The organism is Meridianimarinicoccus aquatilis (assembly GCF_004358675.1).
In the GTDB taxonomy this organism is placed as follows: domain Bacteria; phylum Pseudomonadota; class Alphaproteobacteria; order Rhodobacterales; family Rhodobacteraceae; genus Meridianimarinicoccus; species Meridianimarinicoccus aquatilis.
Genome location: NZ_SMZO01000013.1, coordinates 29290 through 54146, shown reverse-complemented (window position 1 = coordinate 54146; position 24857 = coordinate 29290). Strand labels below are relative to the sequence as shown.

Annotated in this window: 21 protein-coding genes and 1 other RNA gene; 13 read left to right on the top strand and 9 right to left on the bottom strand. The window is 58.2% G+C overall.

Annotation, left to right across the window (positions count from 1 at the left end):
• The 5 genes from purS to E2L05_RS07775 all read left to right on the top strand — a co-directional run bounded on the left by purS (position 1) and on the right by E2L05_RS07775 (position 7607).
• On the top strand, positions 1 to 240 hold the full coding sequence (gene purS / locus E2L05_RS07795; protein WP_133342356.1) for a phosphoribosylformylglycinamidine synthase subunit PurS: 240 nt from the start codon (positions 1 to 3) through the stop codon (positions 238 to 240).
• Positions 240 to 908 (top strand): phosphoribosylformylglycinamidine synthase subunit PurQ, encoded by a 669-nt coding sequence (purQ, locus tag E2L05_RS07790; RefSeq protein WP_133342355.1) that lies wholly within the window; start codon positions 240 to 242, stop codon positions 906 to 908. Before purS ends, purQ begins: the two co-directional genes overlap by 1 nt.
• Before the next feature lie 124 nt (positions 909 to 1032).
• Positions 1033 to 2790: a sensor histidine kinase gene (locus E2L05_RS07785; RefSeq protein WP_133342354.1), complete on the top strand. Its 1758-nt coding sequence runs from the start codon at positions 1033 to 1035 to the stop codon at positions 2788 to 2790.
• Positions 2791 to 2812: 22 nt separating this feature from the next.
• On the top strand, positions 2813 to 4138 hold the full coding sequence (locus E2L05_RS07780) for a sigma-54-dependent transcriptional regulator (protein WP_133342353.1): 1326 nt from the start codon (positions 2813 to 2815) through the stop codon (positions 4136 to 4138).
• Between the two features lie 415 nt (positions 4139 to 4553).
• Entirely contained in the window at positions 4554 to 7607 is a 3054-nt protein-coding gene (locus tag E2L05_RS07775) for an Rne/Rng family ribonuclease (RefSeq protein WP_133342352.1), read from the top strand.
• Between the two features lie 22 nt (positions 7608 to 7629).
• Here the strand turns inward: E2L05_RS07775 and E2L05_RS07770 are convergent, their stop codons facing one another.
• Entirely contained in the window at positions 7630 to 7884 is a 255-nt protein-coding gene (locus E2L05_RS07770) for a sulfurtransferase TusA family protein (RefSeq protein WP_394346540.1), read from the bottom strand.
• Positions 7885 to 7949: 65 nt separating this feature from the next.
• On the opposite strand from E2L05_RS07770, the gene E2L05_RS07765 reads away from it, so the two are divergent.
• Positions 7950 to 8699 (top strand): cytochrome c biogenesis CcdA family protein, encoded by a 750-nt coding sequence (locus tag E2L05_RS07765; RefSeq protein WP_133342351.1) that lies wholly within the window; start codon positions 7950 to 7952, stop codon positions 8697 to 8699.
• On the opposite strand, the gene E2L05_RS07760 is transcribed toward E2L05_RS07765, so the two are convergent.
• The 8 genes from E2L05_RS07760 to ssrA form a co-directional block, all read right to left on the bottom strand.
• Complete coding sequence (locus tag E2L05_RS07760) at positions 8696 to 9817, bottom strand: hypothetical protein (RefSeq protein ID WP_133342350.1); 1122 nt, start codon at positions 9815 to 9817, stop codon at positions 8696 to 8698. The two genes, E2L05_RS07765 and E2L05_RS07760, sit on opposite strands and share 4 nt — an antisense overlap.
• Positions 9810 to 10922: a hypothetical protein gene (locus E2L05_RS07755; RefSeq protein ID WP_133342349.1), complete on the bottom strand. Its 1113-nt coding sequence runs from the start codon at positions 10920 to 10922 to the stop codon at positions 9810 to 9812. Before E2L05_RS07755 ends, E2L05_RS07760 begins: the two co-directional genes overlap by 8 nt.
• Entirely contained in the window at positions 10919 to 11164 is a 246-nt protein-coding gene (locus E2L05_RS07750; protein ID WP_133342348.1) for a ribbon-helix-helix domain-containing protein, read from the bottom strand. Before E2L05_RS07750 ends, E2L05_RS07755 begins: the two co-directional genes overlap by 4 nt.
• On the bottom strand, positions 11161 to 11355 hold the full coding sequence (locus E2L05_RS07745) for a DUF4169 family protein (RefSeq protein ID WP_133342347.1): 195 nt from the start codon (positions 11353 to 11355) through the stop codon (positions 11161 to 11163). Before E2L05_RS07745 ends, E2L05_RS07750 begins: the two co-directional genes overlap by 4 nt.
• A gap of 2 nt (positions 11356 to 11357) precedes the next feature.
• Entirely contained in the window at positions 11358 to 12752 is a 1395-nt protein-coding gene (fumC, locus tag E2L05_RS07740) for a class II fumarate hydratase (RefSeq protein WP_133342346.1), read from the bottom strand.
• Between the two features lie 79 nt (positions 12753 to 12831).
• Positions 12832 to 13320, bottom strand: coding sequence for an SspB family protein (locus tag E2L05_RS07735; RefSeq protein WP_133342345.1), 489 nt, complete (start codon positions 13318 to 13320; stop codon positions 12832 to 12834).
• Positions 13321 to 13386: 66 nt separating this feature from the next.
• Complete coding sequence (chrA, locus tag E2L05_RS07730) at positions 13387 to 14655, bottom strand: chromate efflux transporter (RefSeq protein WP_133342394.1); 1269 nt, start codon at positions 14653 to 14655, stop codon at positions 13387 to 13389.
• Positions 14656 to 14746: 91 nt separating this feature from the next.
• Positions 14747 to 15093, bottom strand: a transfer-messenger RNA (tmRNA) gene (gene ssrA / locus E2L05_RS07725).
• A gap of 82 nt (positions 15094 to 15175) precedes the next feature.
• Here ssrA and mbfA point away from each other — a divergent pair.
• The 7 genes from mbfA (at position 15176) to E2L05_RS07690 (ending at position 24776) form a co-directional block, all read left to right on the top strand.
• The gene (mbfA, locus tag E2L05_RS07720; protein ID WP_133342344.1) at positions 15176 to 16153 is read left to right on the top strand and encodes an iron exporter MbfA; all 978 of its coding nucleotides are present in this window, start codon (positions 15176 to 15178) and stop codon (positions 16151 to 16153) included.
• Positions 16154 to 16384: 231 nt separating this feature from the next.
• Positions 16385 to 17806 (top strand): cryptochrome/photolyase family protein, encoded by a 1422-nt coding sequence (locus tag E2L05_RS07715; RefSeq protein ID WP_133342343.1) that lies wholly within the window; start codon positions 16385 to 16387, stop codon positions 17804 to 17806.
• Between the two features lie 66 nt (positions 17807 to 17872).
• A complete protein-coding gene (locus E2L05_RS07710) occupies positions 17873 to 19084 on the top strand; it encodes an SAM-dependent methyltransferase (protein ID WP_133342342.1) in 1212 nt (403 codons plus the stop codon).
• Between the two features lie 78 nt (positions 19085 to 19162).
• Positions 19163 to 20179 carry an NUDIX domain-containing protein gene (locus E2L05_RS07705; protein ID WP_133342341.1) on the top strand — a complete coding sequence of 339 codons (1017 nt, stop codon included), beginning with the start codon at positions 19163 to 19165 and terminating at the stop codon, positions 20177 to 20179.
• Between the two features lie 58 nt (positions 20180 to 20237).
• Entirely contained in the window at positions 20238 to 21269 is a 1032-nt protein-coding gene (locus E2L05_RS07700; RefSeq protein WP_133342340.1) for a cysteine synthase A, read from the top strand.
• Between the two features lie 5 nt (positions 21270 to 21274).
• Complete coding sequence (locus tag E2L05_RS07695) at positions 21275 to 23722, top strand: DUF3772 domain-containing protein (RefSeq protein WP_133342339.1); 2448 nt, start codon at positions 21275 to 21277, stop codon at positions 23720 to 23722.
• A gap of 115 nt (positions 23723 to 23837) precedes the next feature.
• Positions 23838 to 24776, top strand: a complete 939-nt coding sequence (locus E2L05_RS07690; RefSeq protein ID WP_164686410.1) for a DUF4394 domain-containing protein — start codon at positions 23838 to 23840, stop codon at positions 24774 to 24776.
• Positions 24777 to 24857: the final 81 nt, after the last annotated feature.

Below are 24857 nucleotides of genomic sequence, written 5' to 3'. Positions count from 1 at the left end.
ATGAAAGCTGTTGTACATGTGATGCTGAAACCCGGTGTTCTGGACCCACAAGGCGAAGCGGTGCGTCACGCGCTCGGCTCGCTCGGGTTTGGGGGCGTCGAAGGCGTGCGTCAGGGCAAGGTGATTGAACTGGATCTGGCGGGTTCTGATGCGGAAGCTGCCGAAGTTGAGGTCAAGCAGATGTGTGAAAAGCTGCTCGCCAATACGGTGATCGAAAGCTACCGGATCGAGATCGCCTGATGCGCGCAGCCGTTGTCGTTTTTCCCGGATCGAACTGTGACCGCGACCTTGCCGTTGCCTTTCGCGCTGCCGGGATCGACCCCGTTATGGTTTGGCACAAGGAAACCTCTTTGCCGGATGGGGTCGACATTGTCGGTCTGCCCGGTGGGTTTTCTTATGGTGACTACCTGCGATGCGGGGCGATTGCCGCCCGTTCACCGATCTGCCGGGCCGTGATTGCGCATGCCGATCGCGGCGGCATGGTTCTTGGCATCTGTAATGGGTTTCAGGTTCTCGTCGAATCGGGACTGTTGCCCGGTGCCCTGATGCGCAATGCGGGGCTGAAATTCCTGTGCAAGCCCGTTACGCTCAACGTTGTGACATCCAACAGTCCGTTCACAGCGGGATATGAGGCGGGGCAGGACGTTGTCTATCCGATCGCGCATCACGACGGGAATTACACCGCTGATCCGGAATTGCTGGCGCGATTGGATGGCGATGATCGCGTTGCGTATCGTTACGCCGACAATCCGAACGGGTCTGTTGGTGACATCGCGGGCATTCTTTCGGAAAACCGGCGCGTGCTCGGTTTGATGCCGCATCCAGAGCGTGCAATTGACCCGATGCAGGGCGGGACCGATGGCATGCTTTTGTTCTCAGCCATTTCCGGGGCATTGGAAACAGCCTGATCGTTCCGGATGCTTACAAAGGGGATGCGCGCATTGATGGCGCGCATCGGCGGGGGATTGCCTGCCGGGCGGGCGTGCTTCAGTTACTGCTGGCAATTGCAGCGGCGCAGAGGCACTTTTAGGCATGAGTGCTGCACAGCCCGACGCAGAGGGCTTTTTTAATTTACCAAATCGAACGCGTCAGCGTTTGGCATTTGCTGCATTGATTGCGGTTGCTCTGGTTGTGATCGGGGTGACCATTACGGTTTTGGGTGCGCGCCGCACCGAAGCCATCCGCAATCAGGCGGAGCTACGACTGACCCTTTTTGCCGGGAATGTCATGAGCGAGTTGCGCCGTAGTTCCATCGTGCCCCAGCTTTTGGCGCGCGACCCGTTGCTGACTTCGGCGCTTGAGTCGCGAGACTTTTCACAAAGCTCGCAGCGGTTGATCGAATACCGTGATGAACTGGGCGTGGCACGCTTGATGCTGCTGGATCGAGATGGGCGCACAGTCGCATCGTCCGACCGGGTGGATATCGGCAAAGAACATCGCAACGAACCCTACATGGTCGATGCATTGCGTGCGGACACCACCGTTTTCACCTCTATCTTTGGGGATGTAGGCCGACCCTTGTTTGTCTACTCGCGCAAACTGACGCGGGCGGGTGAATTGTTGGGCGTAATCACCGTCGAAGTGGATCTGTTCAAATATGAGCGAAGCTGGGATGGGATAAGCGAAGCAGTTATCGTCAAAGACAGTAATGATGTCGTGCTGTTGACCACGGAACCGCGTTGGCGGGGAAAGACCGAAGCCGCCGCCTTGGCGCAAGAGCCCCCAAAAAACGCGTTGGTGCGCGCATTGCGGGCACGTACCGACGTGTTCGACGCCGAAAACAGCGTGCTTGATGGGCAGTCCGTGATGCGAAGTCAGGCGCGGGTGCCGTTTCAAGGATGGCGCATCGTCAGTTTTTCAACCTACACCCCTGTGCGCGAGCGTGTTGCGTCGGTCGTCGCGTTACAGGTCATGGCATTCGCGATTATGGCGGCGGGCCTGTTCTATCTGACGTCACGGGCGGCGGAACGACGATCTTTAAGGCTTCAGCGGGAATCGGCTGAGCTTCGGAAGCTGAACCTGTTGCTGCAACGCGAGATTTCCGAACGGCAAAAAGCGGAAAGAAGCCTTGAGGTCGCAGAGCAGACTATCGCGCAATCGTCAAAACTGGCTGCACTCGGCGAAATGTCGGCTGCGGTCAGCCATGAGTTGAACCAGCCATTGGCCGCGATGAAAACTTATCTGGCCGGTGCCCGCCTGTTAGTGCGCCGCCAAAGAAGCGAAGAAGCCATCGTCAGTTTTCAGCGGATCAACGATCTTATTGATCGGATGGCGGCAATTACCCGGCAGCTAAAATCCTATGCGAGCAAGGGGGGCGACGCGATTGGCCGAGTAGACCTTCGGGCCGCTGTGGACAGTTCGCTTGCCATGATGCAACCGCAATTCCGCCAGCGCGCCATAGGGCTGACTGTCAGTTTGCCGGATGCCGCCGCAGATGTGCTTGCCGAACAGTTTCGCCTTGAACAGGTCATCGTGAATTTGCTGCGCAACGCGGTGGATGCCACAAGGGGGCGGCCCGACCCGCAGATTGACATCATTCTGGTCGCAGGGGATCAGGTGACGCTGTCTGTGTTGGACAATGGGACTGGCATCGTGGATCTCGATGCTTTGTTTGAGCCATTTTATACTACCAAGGCAGCAGGAGACGGTGTTGGGCTGGGGCTCGCGATTTCCAGCAGCATCGTCGCCGATCTTGGCGGCCGCCTGACAGCGCGGAACCGACCCGAGGGCGGCGCAGTTTTCGAAGTCCAGTTGCCGAAATTCGGCGATGACCGCATTGCGGCACAATAGATGAACCCGAGAGGAGCCTGATATGAAGGTTGCGATTGTCGATGACGAAATGGACATGCGCCAGTCGATCAGCCAGTGGTTGGTCTTGTCAGGATATGAAACCGAAACATTCGCCAGCGCGCGAGAGGCGCTGAAGGTTGTCGGCTCTGGCTATCCGGGGGTCGTGTTGTCCGATATTCGCATGCCGGAAATGGATGGGATGACGTTCTTGCGCCGTCTGATGCACCATGACAGCGCGCTTCCCGTTGTGCTGATCACTGGCCATGGCGATGTGCCAATGGCAGTCGAAGCGATGCGCATCGGTGCGTTTGATTTTCTGGAAAAGCCTTTTGACCCCGAGCATATGACAGACATCGTCCAGCGGGCTGTCAGTGCGCGCAAACTCGCGCTGGAAAACCGGGCGTTGCGGAACGAGTTGGCCAGCGGGGACGCCGCAGCGACAAAGCTCATTGGCGAATGTCCAGCGATGGTCCGTCTGCGCGAAGATATTCTTGATCTTGCCCAAGCCGACGCTCCGGTGCTGATCGATGGAGAAACAGGAACCGGCAAGACCCTTGTGGGGCGGGCCCTTCATGCGGTGGGTGCACGTGCATCGCGCCCTTTGGTTCAGGTGTTCTGCGGCGAACATGACGAAGCCGGCCAGATCGCGCGCATCTTTGGCGACGGAAACGATGGCGGGCCGGCGGCGCTGCTTGAGGCGCGCAACGGTGTCTTGATGCTTGAGGATGTTCAGACGTTGAGCCCTGCGGCACAAGCCCGTCTGGTGTCTTATCTTGATGAGGGCTCTGCGCCGAGCAGTCCGCGCATAATCTCTATCTGCGGGACGCAGGCTGTGCCGGGGCAGGGGGCGCAAGACCTTCGCCCGGATCTGTATCACCGGCTGTCGGCGCTGCACCTGTCCTTGCCGCCCCTGCGGGAACGCGGAGAGGACATCTTGCTTTTGTTCGGCGATTTCACCCAGAATTTTGCCGAAGAATACGGCGCGGCGGCCCCGCAGGTCACGCCACAAGAGGCAGCCCAACTGTTGCAGGCACCGTGGCCGGGCAATGTTCGTCAATTGATGAACGTGGCAGAGCGTGCGGTTTTGCAAAGCCGCCGGGGCGGCGGGTCAATTACATCGCTGCTGATTTCTGACAATGATGCCGTGGCGCTGCCGGTCACGCAGGTAACGCAAGAGGGCAAGCCGTTGAAAGAATACGTGGAAGCCTTTGAGCGGATGCTGATCGACAACACCATGCGCCGACACCAGGGATCCGTCGCGCGCGTCATGGAAGAGCTGTGCCTGCCGCGCCGAACCCTTAACGAAAAAATGGCCAAATACGGGTTGGTGCGCAGCGACTATACCTAGGCGTGTGCCCCTGTGGCGCGAGCGCATCACGGGGATATTTCGTAATTACCATTGTCATTTCGCCCTTGGCGGGTTTAATGACAGGACATGGCAGCATGTCTGCCCTGAAGATTTCCCTGCTTGGATCGGCTTGGCGCGATTAACCAGCCACCGGTTCGACAGACGAAAGACGCCCCAATGCGGGCACGACACCCCAGGCGAATTCACGCTCTGGATTATTTATGGGCACTTCAACGTGCCTTGGGAAAAATGTGATGAGAGCCGAACGGACAGTCACCGCAGCAGCAACGGCCCATTGGCCGCTCTGTCCTGCGCGGGCAGACGCCTTTGGTATCGTCACCGTAACAAGACGCCCCCAACCCGGTTATCGCCTTGAGAGGCCACCACCGGGGTTGCGAAGGCGCAAAGAGACTTCATGGCTAAGAAAATGCTTATCGATGCGACGCATGCGGAAGAAACCCGCGTTGTCGTCGTCGATGGAAACAAGGTCGAAGAATTCGATTTTGAGTCCGAAAACAAACGACAACTTGCAGGCAACATCTATCTTGCAAAGGTAACTCGGGTCGAACCATCGCTGCAGGCGGCGTTCGTGGACTATGGTGGCAATCGCCACGGGTTCTTGGCGTTCAGCGAAATTCACCCCGATTACTATCAGATCCCGGTGGCTGACCGCGAAGCACTGATGGCCGAAGAACTGGCCTATGACCAGTCTCAGCGAGACGAAGACGATGCTGAGCCGGGCGACAAGCCGTCTGACGCCTCGTCTGAGAAGTCTGGCGGAAAACCGCGCCGGTCTCGGACCCGTCGCAGCAGATCAGATCGCAATCGCGACGCGGATGCGGCTCCTGCGGATGCACCGCAAGACGCTTCAAATGACCTGCCGGATGCTATTGCTCCGGCAAGCATTCCCGGCATGGAAATGGTCGATCTGGGTGATGATGCGTCACAAGGTGCCGAGGTTGTCGACCACGTCGAGGATATGAACGATTCCGGCACGCAGCGCACACCGAAGGTGTCTGCCGTAGAAACGCCGGAGACGGACACGCAGGTTGAACCTGCGGCCGAACCCGGTGTTGTGGCTGAAGCTCCAGTTTCCGAAGTCGTCGTAGAAGCCCCGGCTGTTGAAAATGTGGCTTCGCCCGCTGAAGTTGCGGTGCCTGACCAAGCTGAAGATGGTCCCGCACCTGAGGCGGCAGCGGTGGAAGTGGACGCGGAAACACCCTCAAGTGACACTAAGACTGTCGCGGAAGAGCCTGCGTCGGACGACGACACGACGCCGAAGGACGACGACACACCGCCGACGACCATGGCTGCACGCCATGATGGTCCCGACGCCGTAGTGCACGGGGCCGTGGATGTCGAAAGCCGCCCTGCGGATGAGGATGACAGCGACGAACGCCCCGCTGAAATTGACGATGCAGATTCCCCCGTTGAGGAGGCTGCGGAAACCGAAGATCGCCAGATCGAGTCGGTTGCGGATGATGACACGCCCGAAGATATCCGGCCGCCGCGCAAACCGCGTCCGCGCCGCTACAAGATTCAGGAAGTGGTCAAAGTTCGCCAGATCATGCTGGTTCAGGTGGTCAAGGAAGAACGTGGCAACAAGGGCGCGGCTTTGACGACATACCTGTCGCTGGCTGGCCGTTACTGCGTTTTGATGCCGAATACTGCGCGCGGCGGCGGCATCAGCCGCAAGATCACGAATGTGCAGGACCGCAAGAAGCTCAAGCAAATTGCGACAGAGATTGATGTGCCACGCGGCGCAGGCCTTATTGTGCGCACGGCGGGGGCCAAGCGGACCAAAGCCGAGATCAAGCGCGACTATGAGTATCTCCAACGTCTGTGGGAACAGATCCGTGAACTGACGCTCAAATCGGTGGCACCCGCCGCGATTTATGCCGAAGGCGATCTGATCAAGCGGTCGATCCGTGATCTGTACAACCGCGACATCGACGAAGTGTTCGTGGAAGGCGAGGCTGGCTATCGTATTGCCAAGGACTTCATGAAAATGATCATGCCGTCCCATGCAAAAAACGTGAAGCCTTACGCGGAAACGCAGCCTTTGTTCGCGCGCTATCAGGTGGAAAGCTACCTGTCCGAAATGTTCAATCCAACGGTGCGTCTGCGGTCCGGCGGTTACATCGTGATTGGCGTGACCGAAGCGCTGGTGGCGGTTGACGTGAACTCGGGCAAATCGACCAAAGAAGGCTCGATAGAAGATACAGCGCTCAAGACGAACCTGGAGGCGGCCGAAGAGGTCGCACGCCAGATGCGCCTGCGTGACCTTGCTGGTCTGATCGTGATCGACTTCATCGATATGGAAGAGCGCAAGAACAACGCCGCCGTCGAGAAGCGCCTGAAAGACAAGCTCAAGACGGACCGCGCGCGCATTCAAATGGGCCGTATTTCGGGCTTTGGTCTGCTGGAAATGTCGCGGCAGCGTTTGCGTCCGGGTATGATCGAAGCCACGACCAAGCCTTGCGCCCATTGCCACGGCACCGGGCTTGTCCGCTCCGATGATAACCTTGCCCTGTCGATCCTGCGCGAGTTGGAAGAGGAAGGCGTGCGCAACCGGTCCGGCGAAGTTCTGGTCAAAGCGCCCATCGCGATCGTCAACTACCTCATCAACGAAAAGCGCGAGCATATCGCACGGCTTGAGATGCGGTATGGCATGGCTGTCCGCGTTGAGGCCGACATGCACCTGATCAGCCCTGATTTCTCGGTTGAGAAGTTCAAGACGGCCACACGCAAGGTCGAGAAGGTCGCGCCTGTCATCTCTATCGACATGTCGCAGATGCCGGATGAAGAGCCCGAAGAGATTGACGTCGAAGTAGAAGAAGCGCCCGAGGCAGAGGTTACCCAGCCCGAGTCGCAACCCAAAGAGGTTCGCGGCGATGACGAAGGCAAACCGAAGAAAAAGCGCCGTCGTCGTCGGCGGCGGCGGGGTGGAAATGGTGGCGATGCGGAGAATGGCGAAGACAACGGAAATGTTGCCCAGCCGTCAAACGGCGACGCACCTACATCCAGTGATGGCGAAGCCACGCCAGAGGCGCAGCCTGTAGCGGATGTTTCCGTCGTCTCTGAGGCGGCCCCAGAAGAAAGCCCTTCTGAGCCAGCAAGCCCCGCCGTTGAGGTGGCCGAAGTGGTCCAGGCAGTCGCCGAAGCGCAACAAGACGCCCTGGCAGAACCAGCAGCAGAGATAGAACACCCTGTTGAGCCTGTGGCAGAGACAGCCGTTGTTGAAGAGACTGCTGCCCCGGTTGCTGAAGTTGCCCCTCAGGCTGAGGAACTTGCGTCACCAGAGCCCGAAGCGCCGGTAGAGAGCCCCGTTGCGGTGGCTGAGGTCGAAACGGTTGCAGAGGTTGTTCCAGCCGCTGAGCCGGACTCTGTTGCTGAGGACCCCGCGCCAGAAGCAGCGCCTGAAGAGCCAGCCAAGCCGAAAAAACGCGGCTGGTGGTCGGTCGGCTAAAGCCATGTGATCGCGCCCGGTGCTATCCCTTGCGGATGAAATAGTGCCGGGCGTTTCCATGTTCTTGTTGTAAAACAAGCGTGTGTCCCGCTTCAGCGCAGAAATGGGGTACGTCCACAATGGCTGCGGGATCATCCGCAATCAGGCACAGAACCTGCCCGGTTTGTAGCCCTTGCAAGCGTTTGCGTGCCCTTAGAACGGGAAGCGGGCACAGCAGCCCAATGGCGTCGACTTCAAGATCAATGTGCATAGCCGCGATATAGGCTGCGATTGACATGATTGCCACGCGAATGTGACGACACGTTTCGTGACGAAGGTCGCACACTGGTGTACGCGTCAGGAATGTTCGGAATAGAAATCATAGACGCGGCCCTTTTGCCCGCGATGATCGTCGCTCTTGCCGCCGGGATGCTGTCATTCCTGTCGCCCTGCGTTCTTCCAATTGTACCGCCGTATTTGGCGTATATGAGCGGGATAACAGTGGGGGATATGCAAGATAGCAGTGCGCGCCGCCGTGCAATTCTTCCCGCGCTGTTTTTCGTGATGGGTCTGTCCACGGTGTTTCTGTTTCTGGGGTTCACGGCGTCGGCCTTTGGAGCGTTTTTCTTACAGAACCAAACTTTGTTCTCAAAAATCTCCGGCGTCGTAGTCATTGTCTTTGGCCTGCATTTTCTGAACGTGTTTCGCATCCCCATACTTGACCGCGAGGCGCGGCTTGACGCCGGAGATCGCGGCGGCACAGCGCTCGGCGCGTATGTTCTGGGGCTCGCCTTTGCGTTTGGCTGGACCCCGTGCATCGGCCCGCAACTGGGCGCAATCCTGTCGATCGCAGCATCAGAGGCGTCGATTGCCCGCGGAACCCTGTTGTTGGGTGTCTATGCTCTGGGTTTGGGTGTACCATTCTTGCTGGTCGCCATATTCATGAGCCGGTCAATGTCGGTCATGAACCGGCTTAAAAAGCATATGGTTACCATCGAGCGCGTTATGGGCGGATTGTTGGTTTTGGTCGGCGCAATGCTTTTGACAGGGGCTTTTACCCGCCTGTCCTGGTGGCTGCTGGAACAGTTTCCGGCCTTGGCTCTCTTGGGTTAATCCCGCTGCGGAAAGCCGCTGTCCATGACGCGGGTCAGAGCGGGGTCTTCGTACAGGCCAGCAGGAAGGTCAAAGCGCTTGGCCTTCCAGCCAGTCGATGTGCCTTTGCAATGCGCCAGCCGAATATCGGGTTGCTGGGTCAGCAGGTTCTGAAACACTTCGTCCACTCGGTGTACAGCCCACCCGAAGTGTCGCCCGAACACACCATTTGGAGCTTGGCACCATTTCTGATTGCATTTGTCATCCGGGGTATTGCGGAAGCGGTGTGCGCCCTGACCTGTGGGGCCTTGGGTGCCGGGGGCCGGATAGACCCAACTGCCCTGAATCGTGACCATGCCAAGCGGATGTGATACCGCAGCATCAAACACGCTTGCACCGCTTTGTGAGATGGCGATTTCATCGATATCCACATTCAGAACCGCGCGGGCACGGGCAAAGGCATCGCGCCGTGCGATATTCAGCATGCCGGTTTGAAAAAAGCGGGGGCTGACCTCAAGCTTTTTACTGTGGTCGCTGGGGCCATAAGGGTAGGGGGCGGAAAAGACCCGCACCGATTTCATGCCCGGCACCGCCTTCAGGCGGGCCGCGATGTCTTGCGGCGTGTAATCTGTGGATCCGTTGTCAAACAGGGCAACCCCCTGCGCGCCATGGGCGGCCGCATAGTAAGCGGCCCAGTCTTCGATCCAGTCCAGCGCATTATTCTTGTTAACGGCGACAAGCGCGTTGAGCCCGGCGAAGGTGCCAGCCTCAGATGCGCGCGCGATGACGGGCAACTCCTCGCCCTGCCAAATCAGGCTGAGTGCCCCTTGCGGCGCGCGGACTTCGACCTGTTCACAGCGGAGCCAGCGTTTGCGGCGCACACGTTTCACGGGCTGACTGTTGATCCGCAAGCCAGTGCGGAAGGGTGCCCACAAGTTCAAAAACCTTGGAGCTGTAAACAGATAGCTGCCCCGGTCTGGCAAGTATACGCAGTCGTAGTACAACGTCGTGCGATCAAACCGTTCAAGGTAGTGGTCGCTTCGGCGGTCTTCGGGCCGAACATGGTCGCGCAAAATCGGCCCATCCAATGGAAGGACGTGCCCTTGAAGCGCGACGGCTTTTGCGTTGGTGTCAGTCATTGAAAACCTGGTCCATCATGGCGTGCAGTGTTGCGTCCGGGCGCAGTGTGTCGGTCTGGGCAGAGTCCGGACCGCGAAACCAGTTCAAGTTGGCTGCGCTGCAATGCACAAGTCGAAAATCGCGGCTTTCGGGAACCAGCCTGAATGGCTCCCCGCCGACCTGATGCACAAACCAGCCCATTTTGCTGAGTATTCCGGTCGGCCGTGCTGCCCACTTACGTGTTGAGATGCGTGGCGGGATTGCGCGGAACGTATGGACGCGTTGCGGGGCCGGGCCAGACGTGCCCGGCGCAGGAAAGACGAACTCTCCGCCGATGTTCAATGTGCCGTGCCATGCGGACCGGGCGGCATCAAACAGTGATGTGCCTTCCGGGCCTTGTACCAGCTCGTCGATATCAACGTTCAGGACAGCGTTCGCACGAGAAAGCGGACCGCATCGTGCCATGTTCAGCATCGCGGATTTCAGGAAATTGGGTTTGATCTTTGCCGCACGTCCCGACACGAGCGGGCCATAGGCGAATGGGGCGCTTAAGATCGTGGCATGGTGCAAACCGTCCACAGCGGCCAGCGTTTGGGTCAGTTGGGCTGGGGTATAGGTGTCTGATCCATTGTCGATGAACAACACGGCAGTCAGCCCGTGTGCCTTGACGTAGAACCGGGCCCAATCGGCGATCCAGTCCAGCGGGTTGTTCTTGCTCATGGTGATGATGGCATTTGCGCCGTTAAACGGGGCAGTGTCCAAGCGCCGGGGTGAGACGGTCAGATCACTTTCTTCAAACACCACGCTTACCGGGCCCAAAGGGGCCTTTGCGCTGATGATTTCGCACTTCGGAAATACCTTGCGGCGCAGTCCGCGCACGGGCCGCCCCCCAATGCGAAGCCCATCGCGAAGCACGGGCCAGAGGTTCAACAATCTTGGTGCTGTGATCAGAAACTGCCCTCGCGCTGTGTCGTACTGGCAGTCATAGAACAGCGTGCGGCGGTCGTACTTCGCTAGGTAGTCCGCCGTCTGGTGGGCCTGCGCGACGACGTGATCGCGGCGGAGTGGGAAGCTCTGCGGCAAGCGAAGCCCGGCCAGCGTTTCAACCCGGACCTCGCAGGTCACGTCTCTTGGTCCATTATGGCCACGGCGTCGCGATAATGGTTCAGAACGAAAACACGGATCGCTGAGGCAAGCCCGCAATCCAGCCCGCGCGCGGCGTCTATCTCTGCGGCCAGTGCGTTCACGGCCTTGCCTTGGGCATTGGCGATATCCCGAAACGAGATCCAGAACGCATCTTCGAGCGAGACGCTGGTTTGGTGGCCCTTGAGGGTGAGCGACCGTTTGCGGGGGCGTGCATCGGTCATGCGTCGCTCTCGTCATTGTCTTTGCGATGGGCGTCAAGACTCGTATGCACCCGCGTCCGCTCCGCCGTTTCCTGTGCCTTCTGCGCTTTGGTTCGCCCAAACTTTAGCGCGTTTTCGTTCGATTTTCGCGCTTTGTCGAGCCGCGCACGCGCCTTGCGCGCGCGGTTCAGGTTTATGGGCTGATCCGCCAAGATCAGGCCTTTGGGCCGATCATTTGTTCGGGCCGAACGACCGCGTCAAAGGTTGCTTCGTCCACAAAGCCAAGCGCGATTGCCTCTTCCTTGAGGGTCGTGCCGTTCTTGTGCGCGGTCTTGGCAACCTTGGTCGCATTGTCATAGCCGATTGTCGGCGCCAGCGCGGTCACCAGCATCAGCGACTCGGTCATCAGCTTTTCAATGCGCGGTTCATTCGCCTTGATGCCCATCAGCATCCGTTCTGTGAAGCTGTCTGCGGCGTCGCCCAGAAGCTGCATGGATTGCAGCAAGTTATAGGACATCATCGGATTATAAACGTTCAACTCGAAATGCCCTTGGCTTCCGGCGAACTTGATCGCGGCATCATTGCCCATGACATGCGCCGCGACTTGGGTCAGCGCTTCGGCTTGGGTCGGGTTGACCTTGCCGGGCATGATCGACGAACCGGGTTCGTTTTCGGGCAGGATCAATTCGCCCAGACCGGACCGGGGACCAGAACCAAGGAAACGGATGTCGTTTGCGATTTTGTAGCAAGAGCCGGCCACGGTCGCGATGGCGCCGGACATGAACACCATGGCGTCGTGGGCGGCCAGTGCTTCAAACTTGTTTGGGGCTGTCACGAAAGGCAGATCAGTGATTTCAGCCATGTTGGCCGCAACCATTTCGCCCCAGCCGGGCTTGGTGTTCAAACCGGTTCCAACGGCTGTGCCGCCCTGTGCCAACTCATAGATACCGGGTAGTGCCGCGTTGATGCGGGCGATGCCCTGACGAACCTGATGCGCATACCCCGAGAATTCCTGACCCAAGGTCAGGGGCGTTGCATCTTGCGTGTGCGTGCGGCCGATCTTGATGATGTCTTTGAATTCGGCGGATTTCGCCTCCAGCCCGCTTGCCAGTTTTTCGAGGCCGGGCAACAAAACATCACGCACGGTCATGGCGGCGGCAACATGCATCGCGGTTGGGAATGTGTCGTTTGACGACTGGCCCATGTTGCAGTGATCGTTCGGATGCACGGGGTCTTTACTGCCGATGGTGCCGCCCAAGATTTCGATCGCGCGGTTTGCAATTACTTCGTTCGAGTTCATGTTCGACTGGGTGCCGGACCCAGTTTGCCACACAACAAGCGGAAAGTTGTCGTCGAACTTGCCTGCAACCACTTCGGAGGCGGCTTGCACGATGGCTGCGCCCCGCTCTTCATCCAGATCGCCAAGTTTGACGTTGGCCTGGGCACAGGCCTGTTTGATCACGCCAAGAGCGCGGACGATGGCGATTGGCTGTTTTTCCCAGCCGATGGGAAAGTTCATCAGGCTGCGCTGTGTCTGTGCGCCCCAGTACTTGTCGGTGGGAACCTCAAGCGGGCCGAAGCTGTCGGTTTCGGTGCGGGTTGCGGTCATTTGAACTGTCCTCTCAGCCAAGTGTTTGCCCGTTGTTTATGGCGCGGGGCGGCCGGGGGCAATTGCAGCGAAGCCGCAGTTACTTGCGAAACTTGTCGAGGCTGACGATTTCGGCGTCTTGCTTGCCCTCATGCCCCTTTGCGGGCACGTCTTCGGCCATGGGGGCACCGATATCTTCAAAATCATCGCCATCGTCGTCGTCATCATCGTCTGACTCCTGCGTTTCAAAGCGCAGGCCAAATTCGACAGACGGATCCACAAACGTGCGAATCGCGTCATATGGGATGTACATGGGTTCGGGGCGATCGCCGAAATTCAGCGTGATTGCAAAGCCTTCATCCGTAACTGTCAGGTTGTCGAACCAGTGCTGGATGACGATTGTCATTTCTTCGGGATAGCGGTCAGACAGCCAATCGGCCAGTTGTACCTCGGGATGCAGCGTGTCGAAGGTTATGAAAAAGTGATGCTCGCCCGGCAGACCATTCTGGGCGATATCCGCCAGAACGTTCTGGATCAACGTCCGCATCGCGCGGTGCATCAGGTTTCCGTAATCGATACTGCGTGACATGGGCCGCCCTCTCTTTGACTTAGGTCTAGCGGATGCGGTGCGGGAATGAAAAGGGCCTTTGCCGCGTCAAAGTGATGATAGGCCGGTAAACCTGATCCCTGCGCCGGCTACGGCCGCGCATGCCAGAACAGTCGGGAGGGGCCAGCGGCACCAGATCATCACAACTGCGGCACAGCACAGCGCGGCTGCATCCGGGCCGAAACTGTCCAATACAGGCCGCATCACCCGAAGCGGGCCAATTTGCACAGTGCCGATGTCAGCGAAAAACACATGCGCAGCGAACCATACCGACAGGTTTAGGATGACACCCACAACAGCCGCAGTAATAGCTGAGAGTGCGCCGGACAGGCGCGGCTTTTGGTCGATCCAGTCCACATAAGGTGCGCCCGCGAAAATCCAGAGGAAACAGGGCACGAAGGTGACCCAAAGCACAAGCACCCCGGCCAGCAGGGCCAGTACCGGGCCACCCTGCGCATCGCCAGCCAGCATGCCGACAAATTGGGTGACAAGGATCAGCGGGCCGGGCGTGGTTTCGGCCAGACCCAGGGCGTCGATCATTTGCGCGGTATCGATCCACCCTTTTTCGCTGACCACGGTCTGGGTCATATAGGCCAGTACGGCATATGCGCCACCGAAGGTCACAAGCGCCAGCTTGGCAAAAAAGAGTGCCAAATCTGTCAGAAAATGCGCACCCGCGATCCAAAGCGCAATTATCGGCGCACTCCACAACCCACCCCAAATAACGACGGTTCGGGTCAGGCAAGACGGGGGCAGTGGTGGCGGTGCGGCGCGCGATCCGCCCTTTGCAGTTGCGAAACCGTAGGCGCCGGCAAGCAGAATGATCACCGGGAACGGCCATTTCAGCGCGAAAATGGCCACGAAAGACAAAGCGGCAAGCGTCCAACGATCAGGGCGCATCAACGTTCGCCGGGCCAGCGACAGCACGGCTTGCACAACGATCACAACCACAGTGGCCTTCACGCCAAGAAAGGCTGCCTGCACCACAGGAAGGGTCCCGTAATTGCCATAGAGCAGGGCAAGCGCGGCAATGAGCAGCGCTCCGGGGAGAACGAACAGCAGGCCGCCGATCAGCCCGCCGGGCACGCCGCGCAGTCGCCACCCGGCATAGGTGGCCAATTGCATCGCCTCAGGACCGGGCAAGAGCATGCAAAAAGACACGGCGCGCAAGAACTCACCCTCTGTCATCCAGCGCCGGTTTTCCACCAATTCGCGATGCATCAAGGCGATCTGCGCCGCAGGCCCGCCAAAGGACAGCAGGCCGATACGTCCAAAGACATGCGCCAGGTCTGTGAGAGAGTGTGCCGAAGGGGTCATGAAGGCGATAGAACACGCGCCCCAACTGTTCGGCAATGGATCAGGCCGCTTGTCACAAGAGTTTCAAATTTGATTGGGAATGGGGGAGGGAAGTGCAGGCTTCTGTTGCCAGGTGCCTGCGAACCCCGCCTTACGCTGCTAGGCGCAAGGGCTTAAGTTTCGATGTCATTACTGCTTACGCAGCAACAGCCACCGGAGCACGATTGTCATTTGCAATTGTACTTTTCGGACCGATAACGGTGGTACCTCACCGAGCAAAGGCTACTCCTTTAGACGTCCGTCGATCCTATTTCGGCCCCATCTTCCGCAAATGACGGAATGTTGGTGGAGCCGCCGGGTACCGCCCCCGGGTCCGAGCCGCTTATTACGAGCGCGTTTATCGCCATAGTTCCGAAGAACAATGTAAAGATAGGCAAGCCGGGCGCATCTTGCAAGCAGGCTTGCAGCCTGATGCGCACAGACTTGAAGTTTCGACTGCCCACATTTAGAATTATTCTAAACAAGCAAATGCAGGTTTCTCATGATCCATTTTCTGTCCAGCAAGCGCCACTTCTCTGACTTGTCAGAACAAGAAGTGCTGGCTCTCGCCATTTCGTCGGAAGAAGACGATAGCCGCATCTATCGCGGTTTCGCCGCCCATCTGCGTGAAGAATTCCCCGCCAGTGCCGCCGTTTTCGATGGCATGGCCACTGAAGAAGAGGGTCACGCGCAGCGGCTTATCGCTTTGCACAAAACCCGTTTTGGCGATGACATTCCGTTGATCCGGCGCGAACATGTGGCGGATTATTATAACCGCCGCCCGGTCTGGCTATCGCAAACGTTGTCCATTGAAGACATGCGGGCGCAGGCCGAAATCATGGAACGCGATGCGCAGCGCTTTTACGAGGTTGCGGCACAACGCAGTCGCGATGCCGACACACGGGCCTTGCTGAACAATCTTGCCGCCGCCGAAGCCGGGCATGAAACCCGGGCGGGTGAGTTGGTGAAGGAACACCTGACCGACGAAGCCCGTGATACCGAAGCGCAAACGGAACAGCGCAAGTTTTTGCTGACTTGGGTCCAACCGGGCCTTGCGGGGTTGATGGACGGGTCCGTTTCGACACTGGCGCCGATCTTTGCCACGGCGTTCGCGACGCAGGACACGTGGACAACATTTCTTGTCGGGCTCGCCGCGTCGGTCGGGGCGGGTATCTCGATGGGCTTTACCGAAGCCGCATCGGATGACGGGCAGCTTTCGGGCCGCGGGGCAGCATGGAAACGCGGTGTCGCCTCGGGTGTGATGACCACTGTTGGCGGGCTGGGACACGCCCTGCCTTACCTTATCCCGCACTTCTGGACGGCAACCGTGATCGCGTGCATCGTGGTGTTCGTGGAATTGTGGGCGATTGCGTGGATTCAAAACCGGTATATGCAAACACCGTTCTTTCGGGCTGCAATGCAGGTTGTCCTAGGCGGGGCATTGGTGCTTGCGGCGGGTATCCTAATTGGCAGCGGCTGACGCTTTCCCTTTTGGCGATGGTTTGAACCGCCCACCGGGCGATGCGGCCAGCTTGACTGGTTTGCTGCCCGTTGCGCTGAAAAAAGAGCTTTTAGGAGTGTTCTTTCGTCTGGCAGCGCGTCATGCAGGTCGGAATAGCACCATAAAGGCCAATCGGCAGCCGCTTTGCGCTTGACGCGATGCGCTTTGGACTAGGTTGATCACTGATAAACAGGACTGTCCAATAGAATTATGAGTGAAACCGCACCGACGATCTGGTGGATACGCCGCGACATGCGGCTCGCAGACAACCCCGCCTTGTGCGCCGCGATTGAACGTGGCGGCCCGATTATTCCCGTGTTCATTATGGACGAGGTCCATGACAGCTATGGTGTTGTGCCGCGGTGGCGAATGGGTCTGGGAGCCGACGCGCTCGCCGGGGCACTCGAAGATCGGGGGTCGCGGCTGGTTCTGCGGCGCGGCGATGCGTTAACCACACTTCGGCAAATCGCACGCGAGACTGGTGCCCGGAGCGTTGTCTGGTCCGTGCTTGTTGATCCGGATGCCAAGAACCGGGATGAAAAGGTTCGCGACGCGCTGGAGGAAGATGGGCTAGAGGTAATCCGCAAGACTGGGCACGTCCTGTTCGACCCGTGGACAGTTGAGACCAAGACCGGTGGGTTCTATCGGGTCTACACTCCGTTTTGGCGTTCGGTTCAGAACCGCGAATTGTCGGAGCCCCTTTCGACGCCCGGGACGATCCCTGCGCCGTCGGACTGGCCTGCGAGTGACGATCTTGCGGATTGGGCATTGGATGCGCCGATGCATCGGGGAGCCGAAATTGTCCGCCCTCATTTTACAATTGGCGAGCGGGCAGCGCAGGGTCGGCTTGGGGCATTTATGGCGCACGGCGTGGACGATTATGCGCAGGCACGCGATATACCCGGCAAGACAGGGACATCTTTGCTCAGCGAGAACCTGACGCTCGGCGAGATCAGTGCAAGAACCTGTTGGCATGCCGGGCTAGAGGCGATGCGGCAAGGAAAGTCCGGGGCTGAAACCTTTCTCAAGGAACTCGTTTGGCGTGATTTTGCCCATCACCTTTCCTATCACACGCCGCAGATCACAACGCGCAACTGGCGATCTGAGTGGGATGCCTTTCCTTGGAATGAAGATGCCAGCCACCCACATGTCCGCGCGTGGCAACAAGGACGTACCGGCATCCGTTTTGTCGATGCTGCGATGCGCGAGTTGTACGTCACCGGAAATATGCATAACCGGGGCCGCATGATCGTCGGCTCGTATCTGTGCAAACATTTGATGAGCCATTGGAAGATTGGGCTTGATTGGTTCGCCGACACATTGCGCGATTGGGATCCGGCATCCAATGCAATGGGCTGGCAGTGGGTCGCAGGCAGCGGGCCAGACGCGTCGCCGTATTTTCGCGTTTTCAACCCTGTAACGCAGTTGGACAAATTTGACCGAAATCGTGTGTATGAGGGGCGCTGGATCGCGGAAGGCCGGTCGAACCCTGATCCACTCGCGAGCGCGTTCTTTGATGCGATCCCCCAAAGTTGGGGTCTGTCTGCGAATGACACATACCCAGACCCGGTCGTGAGCGCCGAAGATGGCAGGCGGCGCGCTCTTGACGCGTACCAAAACCGACATTCATGATTTGAAACCAACAAGAGGGTTGCTGCGTGTCTGCGGCACCCCAACACAGCAGGCACAAAAACAAAAATGACAATATTGACCAGCACTGAAGGCCAAGAGGGTCTGCCACGTTACTTCGCATCTGTCTTTGCTCAAGCCCTGAGCATTCGCGCTGGGCGGTTGGACATCACTTTGCCGGATGGCCGTGTTTTTCGCGCCGAAGGGAAGGACCCTGGCCCGGTGGCTGCAGTGACAGTCCATAACGGCGATCTTTTTTCAAGAATGCTCCGAGACGGAGATCTGGGCTTTTCCGAAGCGTATATGGATGGATGGTGGTCCTCGCCGGATCTTCAGGCGTTCATGGATCTTGTACATGATGAAGCGGACCACATGCTGGACGGGTATCCAGGTGTCGCGCTTGTGCGGGCCTATGAACGGTTGCGGTTTTGGTTGCAGTCCAATTCCAAACGTCAGGCGCGCAAGAACATCTCGCATCATTACGATTTGGGGAATGATTTCTATAAGTTGTGGCTGGATGAGACGATGACCTATTCGTCTGCGATTTTCCAAACCGGTCAGGAAAGCCTGGAGGCGGCGCAGACAGCGAAGTACGCCAGCATGGTCGATCTAATGGGGGCTGTGCCCGGTGATCACGTGTTGGAAATCGGCTGCGGCTGGGGCGGGTTTGCGGAATACGCGGCGCGCGAGCGGGGGCTTAAGGTCACGGGCCTTACGATCAGCCGCGAGCAATTTGATTTCGCCACTGCCCGTGTCGCCGCCGCAGGGCTGTCAGACAAGGTTGATATCAAGTTGCAGGACTATCGCGATGAGACCGGCAAATATGACGGGATCGCGTCTATCGAGATGTTCGAAGCTGTCGGGGAACGTTACTGGCCAGTCTACTTCAAGGCGCTTCGCGATCGGCTCAAACCCGGCAAGGCCGCGACCTTGCAAATCATCACAGTTGAGGATGACCGGTTCGAAGGCTATCGCAAGCAAGTGGACTTCATTCAGAAGTACATTTTTCCGGGAGGTATGCTTCCCAGCCCATCGGTTTTGCGCCGCGAGGTCGAAGCAGTGGGCCTCAGTGTTGCTGGCTCTGTCGAATTTGGCGACAGCTATAGCCAAACACTGCGACGCTGGTCCGACACGTTCAACGCTCGGTGGGAAGACGTGGCGAAAATGGAATTTGACGACAGGTTCAAGCGCATGTGGGATTACTATCTCACGTCCTGCGCTGCAGCGTTTCGGTCCGGCGTTTGTGACGTGACGCAAATCACTGTGCGTGCGCCAATCTGACGACCCGCAACTTCCGGTATCCAATGGCCAAACGGGCGGCGATTTGCGAAGGAAGGCGTGCAGTTCCCGGAGTTTACCATGCCCTTCCTGTTGATGACCCCTTTTGATGATCCAACGCTTTTTCAAGCTGTAACCGGCCTTGCGCTTGAAGAAGTGTGGGCTTCGCATGACGGCGGGGGGATAGTGGTCGATCTGCCCGAAGGCGATGCCCAAGAGCGGCTGATCTTTTACGCAGCAGTTCATGCGGCGCTTCCAGAAGCCGTTGGGGATGTGCAAAGGGTGGCGTTGACAGGTGCCGAACTGGGTGGCCGGGTTTTTGCAGAACCGTTTGCCCCGCGCTGGCTTTCGATCTGGCGTGAAGCCGTGAGTGAAATCGTCGATCTGTTGGGGGTGCAAAACAGTTCAGAGGCGCAATCTCGGTTGAACATGATCTGGGCGCGCGCCGATGCACGTGTGCGGGCGCGGACAACGCCGCGCAAATCACTGGGCGGTTTTGACGAGAGCAATCTGAATATTCAGTCCACCAAACGCCCTTATGCGCGGTATTTCGCCGTTGAGGACTATGTCTATTCGCATGACCGGTTTGATGGAACGGATAGCGGCCCCTTGGACCGTGCTTGTTTTATCGCTGCCGATGCTGTGACGGTGTTGCCCTATGATCCAGTGCGCGATTGCGTGTTGGTAGTGGAACAGGTGCGTGTCTCGCCCATTGGTCGTGCTGATCCGTCGCCTTGGTTGCCGGAACCGGTAGCCGGGCGAATTGAGCCGGGCGATACACCGGAAGACACCGCGCACAAGGAAACATGGGAAGAGGCGGGTCTGAAACTGAGCGCCCTGCATGCGGTTGCTGACTATTACCCGACGACCGGCGCGTTTTCGGAATACATCTATAGCTATATCGGCATTGCCGATCTGCCAGAGAGTGCCGCCGGTCTGGGTGGCCTTGCGACAGAGGGCGAAGATATTCGTGGGCATATCATGCCGCGAACCGAGCTTTTGGCGTTGATTGCTGAAGGGCGTGCGCCAGTCGGAACCTTGCAGCTTTCCGTGTTTTGGTTAGAGCTTAATCATAGCAGGCTTCGCCAGTCTGGTTGAATCCCGGCGCGTCGGTGCCTAGACAGGCTGAACCACGCGCCACCCCGGAGAGAACGCCATGACAATTTACAACGACCTTGCCTCTGCCGTCGGAAACACCCCGCTTATCCGCCTGAACAAGGTGAGCGACGAAACCGGTTGCGAGATCCTCGGCAAGGCCGAGTTCATGAACCCGGGCCAGTCCGTAAAAGATCGCGCGGCGTTGTATATAATTCGCGATGCGGTGGCGCGCGGGGCGTTGAAACCGGGGGGCACGATTGTCGAAGGCACGGCGGGCAACACGGGCATCGGTCTGGCGCTGGTTGGCTGTTCCATGGGGTTCAAGACGGTGATCGTGATCCCGGAAACCCAGAGCCAGGAAAAGAAAGACATGATCCGCCTGGCTGGGGCGGAATTGGTTCAGGTTCCCGCAGCGCCGTATCGCAACCCTAACAACTATGTTCGCTACTCCGGGCGATTGGCAGAAGAGTTGGCCAAAACGGCCCCGAACGGGGCGATTTGGGCAAATCAGTTCGACAACGTTGCCAACCGGCAAGCACATGTGGAAACCACTGGCCCAGAAATTTGGGAACAGACAGGCGGCAAAGTCGACGGCTTCATCTGTGCTGTCGGCTCTGGAGGCACAGTTGCGGGTGTTGCCGAAGCCTTGCAGCCAAAGGGCGTCAAGATTGGTCTGGCGGACCCCGAAGGTGCTGCGTTGTATAGCTTCTACACCGAGGGCGAATTGAAATCCGAAGGTGGGTCCATCACCGAAGGGATCGGGCAGGGGCGGATAACTGCCAACCTCGAAGGGTTCAAGCCGGACCACGCTTACCGCATCCCGGATGCCGAAGCGTTGCCGATTGTGTTTGACCTTTTGGCCGAGGAGGGCTTGTGCCTTGGTGGCTCGTCGGGGATCAACATTGCGGGCGCCGTGCGCATGGCGCGTGAGCTTGGACCCGGACACACGATTGTCACGATCCTGTGTGACTACGGGACACGGTACCAATCCAAGCTTTATAATCCGGTATTCCTGAAAGAGAAGGGCTTGCCGATTCCAAGTTGGTTGGAACGGCACGACGCCAACTTGCCAACCGTTTTCGAAGACTGAGAAAAATGACCCTTATTTCGACCCTGCGCGCGAGCTGGCTCGCGCTACTGTTCTCGTGCCTGCTAATTCCAATCGGTGGGGCAGCGCTGGCGTTAGACGATGCCTACATGGATCAGTGGGAATCGATGGTGCAGCGGGTCGACCGGATTCTTGAGGCCGATGTCGCCAATGAGCAGACGTTGGAACGGCTCCGCGTTGAAGTTGTTGCGTTTCGGGACAAATTCCAAGAGGAAGAAAGCGCCAACCAAACACAACTGGAACGGGTCCGACGCCAGCTTGACACTTTAGGTCCGGAGCCCGCGGAAGGCGAAACTGAAGCGGAAGAGGTGCAAGCCCGGCGTGCTTCGTTGGAAGAGGAACTCTCGCGGTTGCGTGCGCCATCCCTGCGCGCGACCGAAGCTTTTGCCGAAGCTGATGAAATCGTTAGCGATATCGACGCAGAATTGAGGGCGCGCCAAACGCGGTTGATCCTTGAGCGGTTTCCCTTGCCGGTCAATCCGCTGAATTGGGAAGAGCCTCTTGCCGAACTGAAACAGATCGCCCTCGACGTGCCGACAGAGATCTATTCCCGTCTGTCGAACGACGAAACCAGAAGCAAAATCATCGGCAACCTTCCATCTGCCGGACTGTCATTGATTGCGGGCGCACTGATGTTGTTCCGCAGTCGATATTGGTCGAACAGACTTGCTAAAAGCATCCACGGCATCCGCAAACCCGTTCCGCGCAAGCTTCTTAACCTCTTGAACGTGGTGGCCCAGCTTGCTCTGCCGTGGATTGGGTTGAGCCTGCTGGTCGCCGCGTTGCAATTGACCGGGATTTTTGGGCCAACCGGAAGCACGGTTCTCTTGGCTGTGGTGGCGTTTGGGTTCGCTATGATCCTGGGAACTTGGCTCGTGGCGCGGCTTTTCCCATGGGATGAGCCAGAGAACAGCCCGTTGCTGTTGTCGCCGAAGATGTTGCCCAAGGCGCGCCGCACCGCGTTCATGATGGTTGTGACGCTGTCCTTGTATCAAGGAATACAGGTACTCGAGCAAAGACTGTCGGTGGACGATAGGGCCTCTGCCTACTCCGGTTTCATCCTGAGTATCATTACCGCTGTTGGGCTTTTTCGGATGGCACGGTTTTTCCGCCGGTCGGTGTCTGCATCCCAAGTAGAGGAAGATGATCGCGCCTTCGTCAACACAGTGGTGTCCGTCGTCGCGTTGATTGGGATGATCGCGTCGCTTGTGGCGGTTCTGGCGGGGCTGGCTGGTTACGTCGTCTTGGCGCGGCAGGTGATTTACCCTGCGGCGGGAACATTCTTTCTGTTTGGATTTTTGGCACTTACGCAACGCGGGTTTGCCGACATGTATGCCGCCATCGTGCATCAGACCCATCGCGATGAGCCACTTGAGTCGCAGGCCCGTGTAGAGGACAGCCTTGTTCCAACCCTGATTGGTGCTCTGCTGGTGGTGCTTTCCCTTCCGGCCATCGCCTTGATGTGGGGCGCACGCGTCACCGACCTTACGGAGCTTTGGGCGCAAGTTCGGGGCGGGTTCATGATTGGCGATGTGCGTATTTCGCCGACCGAGTTTTTCACGTTTCTTTTGGTTTTTGCCTTCGGATACATGATCACCCGGCTGATTCAGGGCGGACTTCGCAACTCCATTCTTCCAAAGACCAAACTGGATATCGGGGCGCGTACGGCCATCGTATCTGGCGTCAGCTATCTTGGTATTTTCTTGGCAGCAATTGCCGCCATAACCACCGCTGGCATCGACATGTCGTCGTTTGCCATCTTTGCCAGTGCCTTGGCGGTTGGCATTGGTTTTGGTCTACAGACGATCGTGTCGAACTTTGTGTCCGGGATCATCTTGTTGATCGAACGGCCGGTTGCGGAAGGCGACTGGATCGAGGTCGGTGGGGTAATGGGCCATGTTCGATCCATTTCTGTTCGGGCAACACGCATTGAAACCTTTGACAAGACCAGCGTGATTGTTCCAAACGCGGACCTTGTTTCGGGGGTCGTGACCAACTGGACGAAAGGCAATTCCATCGGCCGGGTGATTGTCCCTGTGGGGGTCGCCTATGGGACCGATACGCGCCGCGTCGAAGGTATCTTGTCGGAAATCGCCAATGCCCACCCCATGATCGTCATCTCGCCACCGCCTTCGATCCTTTTCATTGGCTTCGGAGCGGATTCGCTCGATTTTGAGATCCGGGCGATCCTGCGCGACGTGAACTTCCTGCTGGCGGTCAAGTCCGACTTAAACCACGAGATCGCCGCTCGGTTTACCGAGGAAAATATCGAGATACCGTTTGCGCAGCGCGATGTCTGGTTGAGAAACCCCGAAACGCTGGCCGCCGCGGCACCGAACGTGCCGAAAGCCCCTGCGTCACCGCCAAAGCCAATGCAGGCCGATGAGGTGCCCGGGGGTGAAGCGGATGGGGACGGCGACGGCGAGTCCACCTGAAAATTGCGCTCCGCCAACAAAAAAATTTACGCATGTGAAACTATTCTGTCTGAGCCCCGTGACTTCAACATCCTCGCTTCACGCTGGGGATCGTCAACAACAGGGAAATCAAAAGATGACAGGTCATTTCACACGAGTTGCTGGAGTATGTTTTGTATTGGTCGCTAGCCCGCTGAGCGCGGCCACGTTCGGTTCGAACACAGTGGTGTACTCGCTTGGCAACGAAGGTCAGACACTGGTGACACTCGCGGCACCGGGGCAGGGCACGCCGTCTGGCGTTACGCTTGATTTCAACGGTATGCTGCGGTCGCTCGATTCAATCGCCTATCGTCCTCAGACCGGCCAGCTTTACGGGTACGACAACGAAGACGACGTGGTCTATCTGATCGATCCCCAGACCGGCGCCACGACAAAGATCGTCGAAGCGCTTGGCACGACCAGCAACGATGATCTGGGCTTTGATTTCAACAACGTTCTGGATGCCGCGCGGATCGTTACGGCCGAAGAAGAAAACATTGTCTTCTTCCCCAACAAAATGCCCCCGACCCTTGAGCCGAAAACACCCCTTGCCTATGTGCCTGGGGACGAAAATGAGGGTGTAAACCCGAACATTGTCGCGAACGCCTACACCAACGCCGTTCCAAACGCGACAAGCACAGCGCAGTTCGTGATTGACAGCGATTGGGATATTCTTGCGACCCTCGGCAATAACGCCGGTACTCTTGAGACGGTCGGTGATCTGTATCTCGATGGCATGGCCTTTGACATCACCGAGGATATTGGGTTCGACATCCTGTCTTTCATGGAAGGTGACAACACGGCGTATGCACTTTTGACTGAACGTATGACCGGCGGGCAATCCATTTACGAGGTGCCGTTGATTGCGGACATGATGGGGCGGATCAATCTGGTTGAAGTTACCGCTTTGGATCGCAGCTTTGGCACATTGAACGGGTTGGCTGTCGCTCCTTCGGCTGTGCCGCTGCCAGCAGCTTTGCCGATGCTGGTTGCAGGGCTCGCCGCGCTTGGGTTTGCGCGCCGCCGTCGCGGCTAAGAGTGGAGTTTATCACGACGTGCCGCCCGGGATTGCTCCGGGCGGCATTTTTCGGTGTTTCCCCTCTTGCCCTTCACCAAG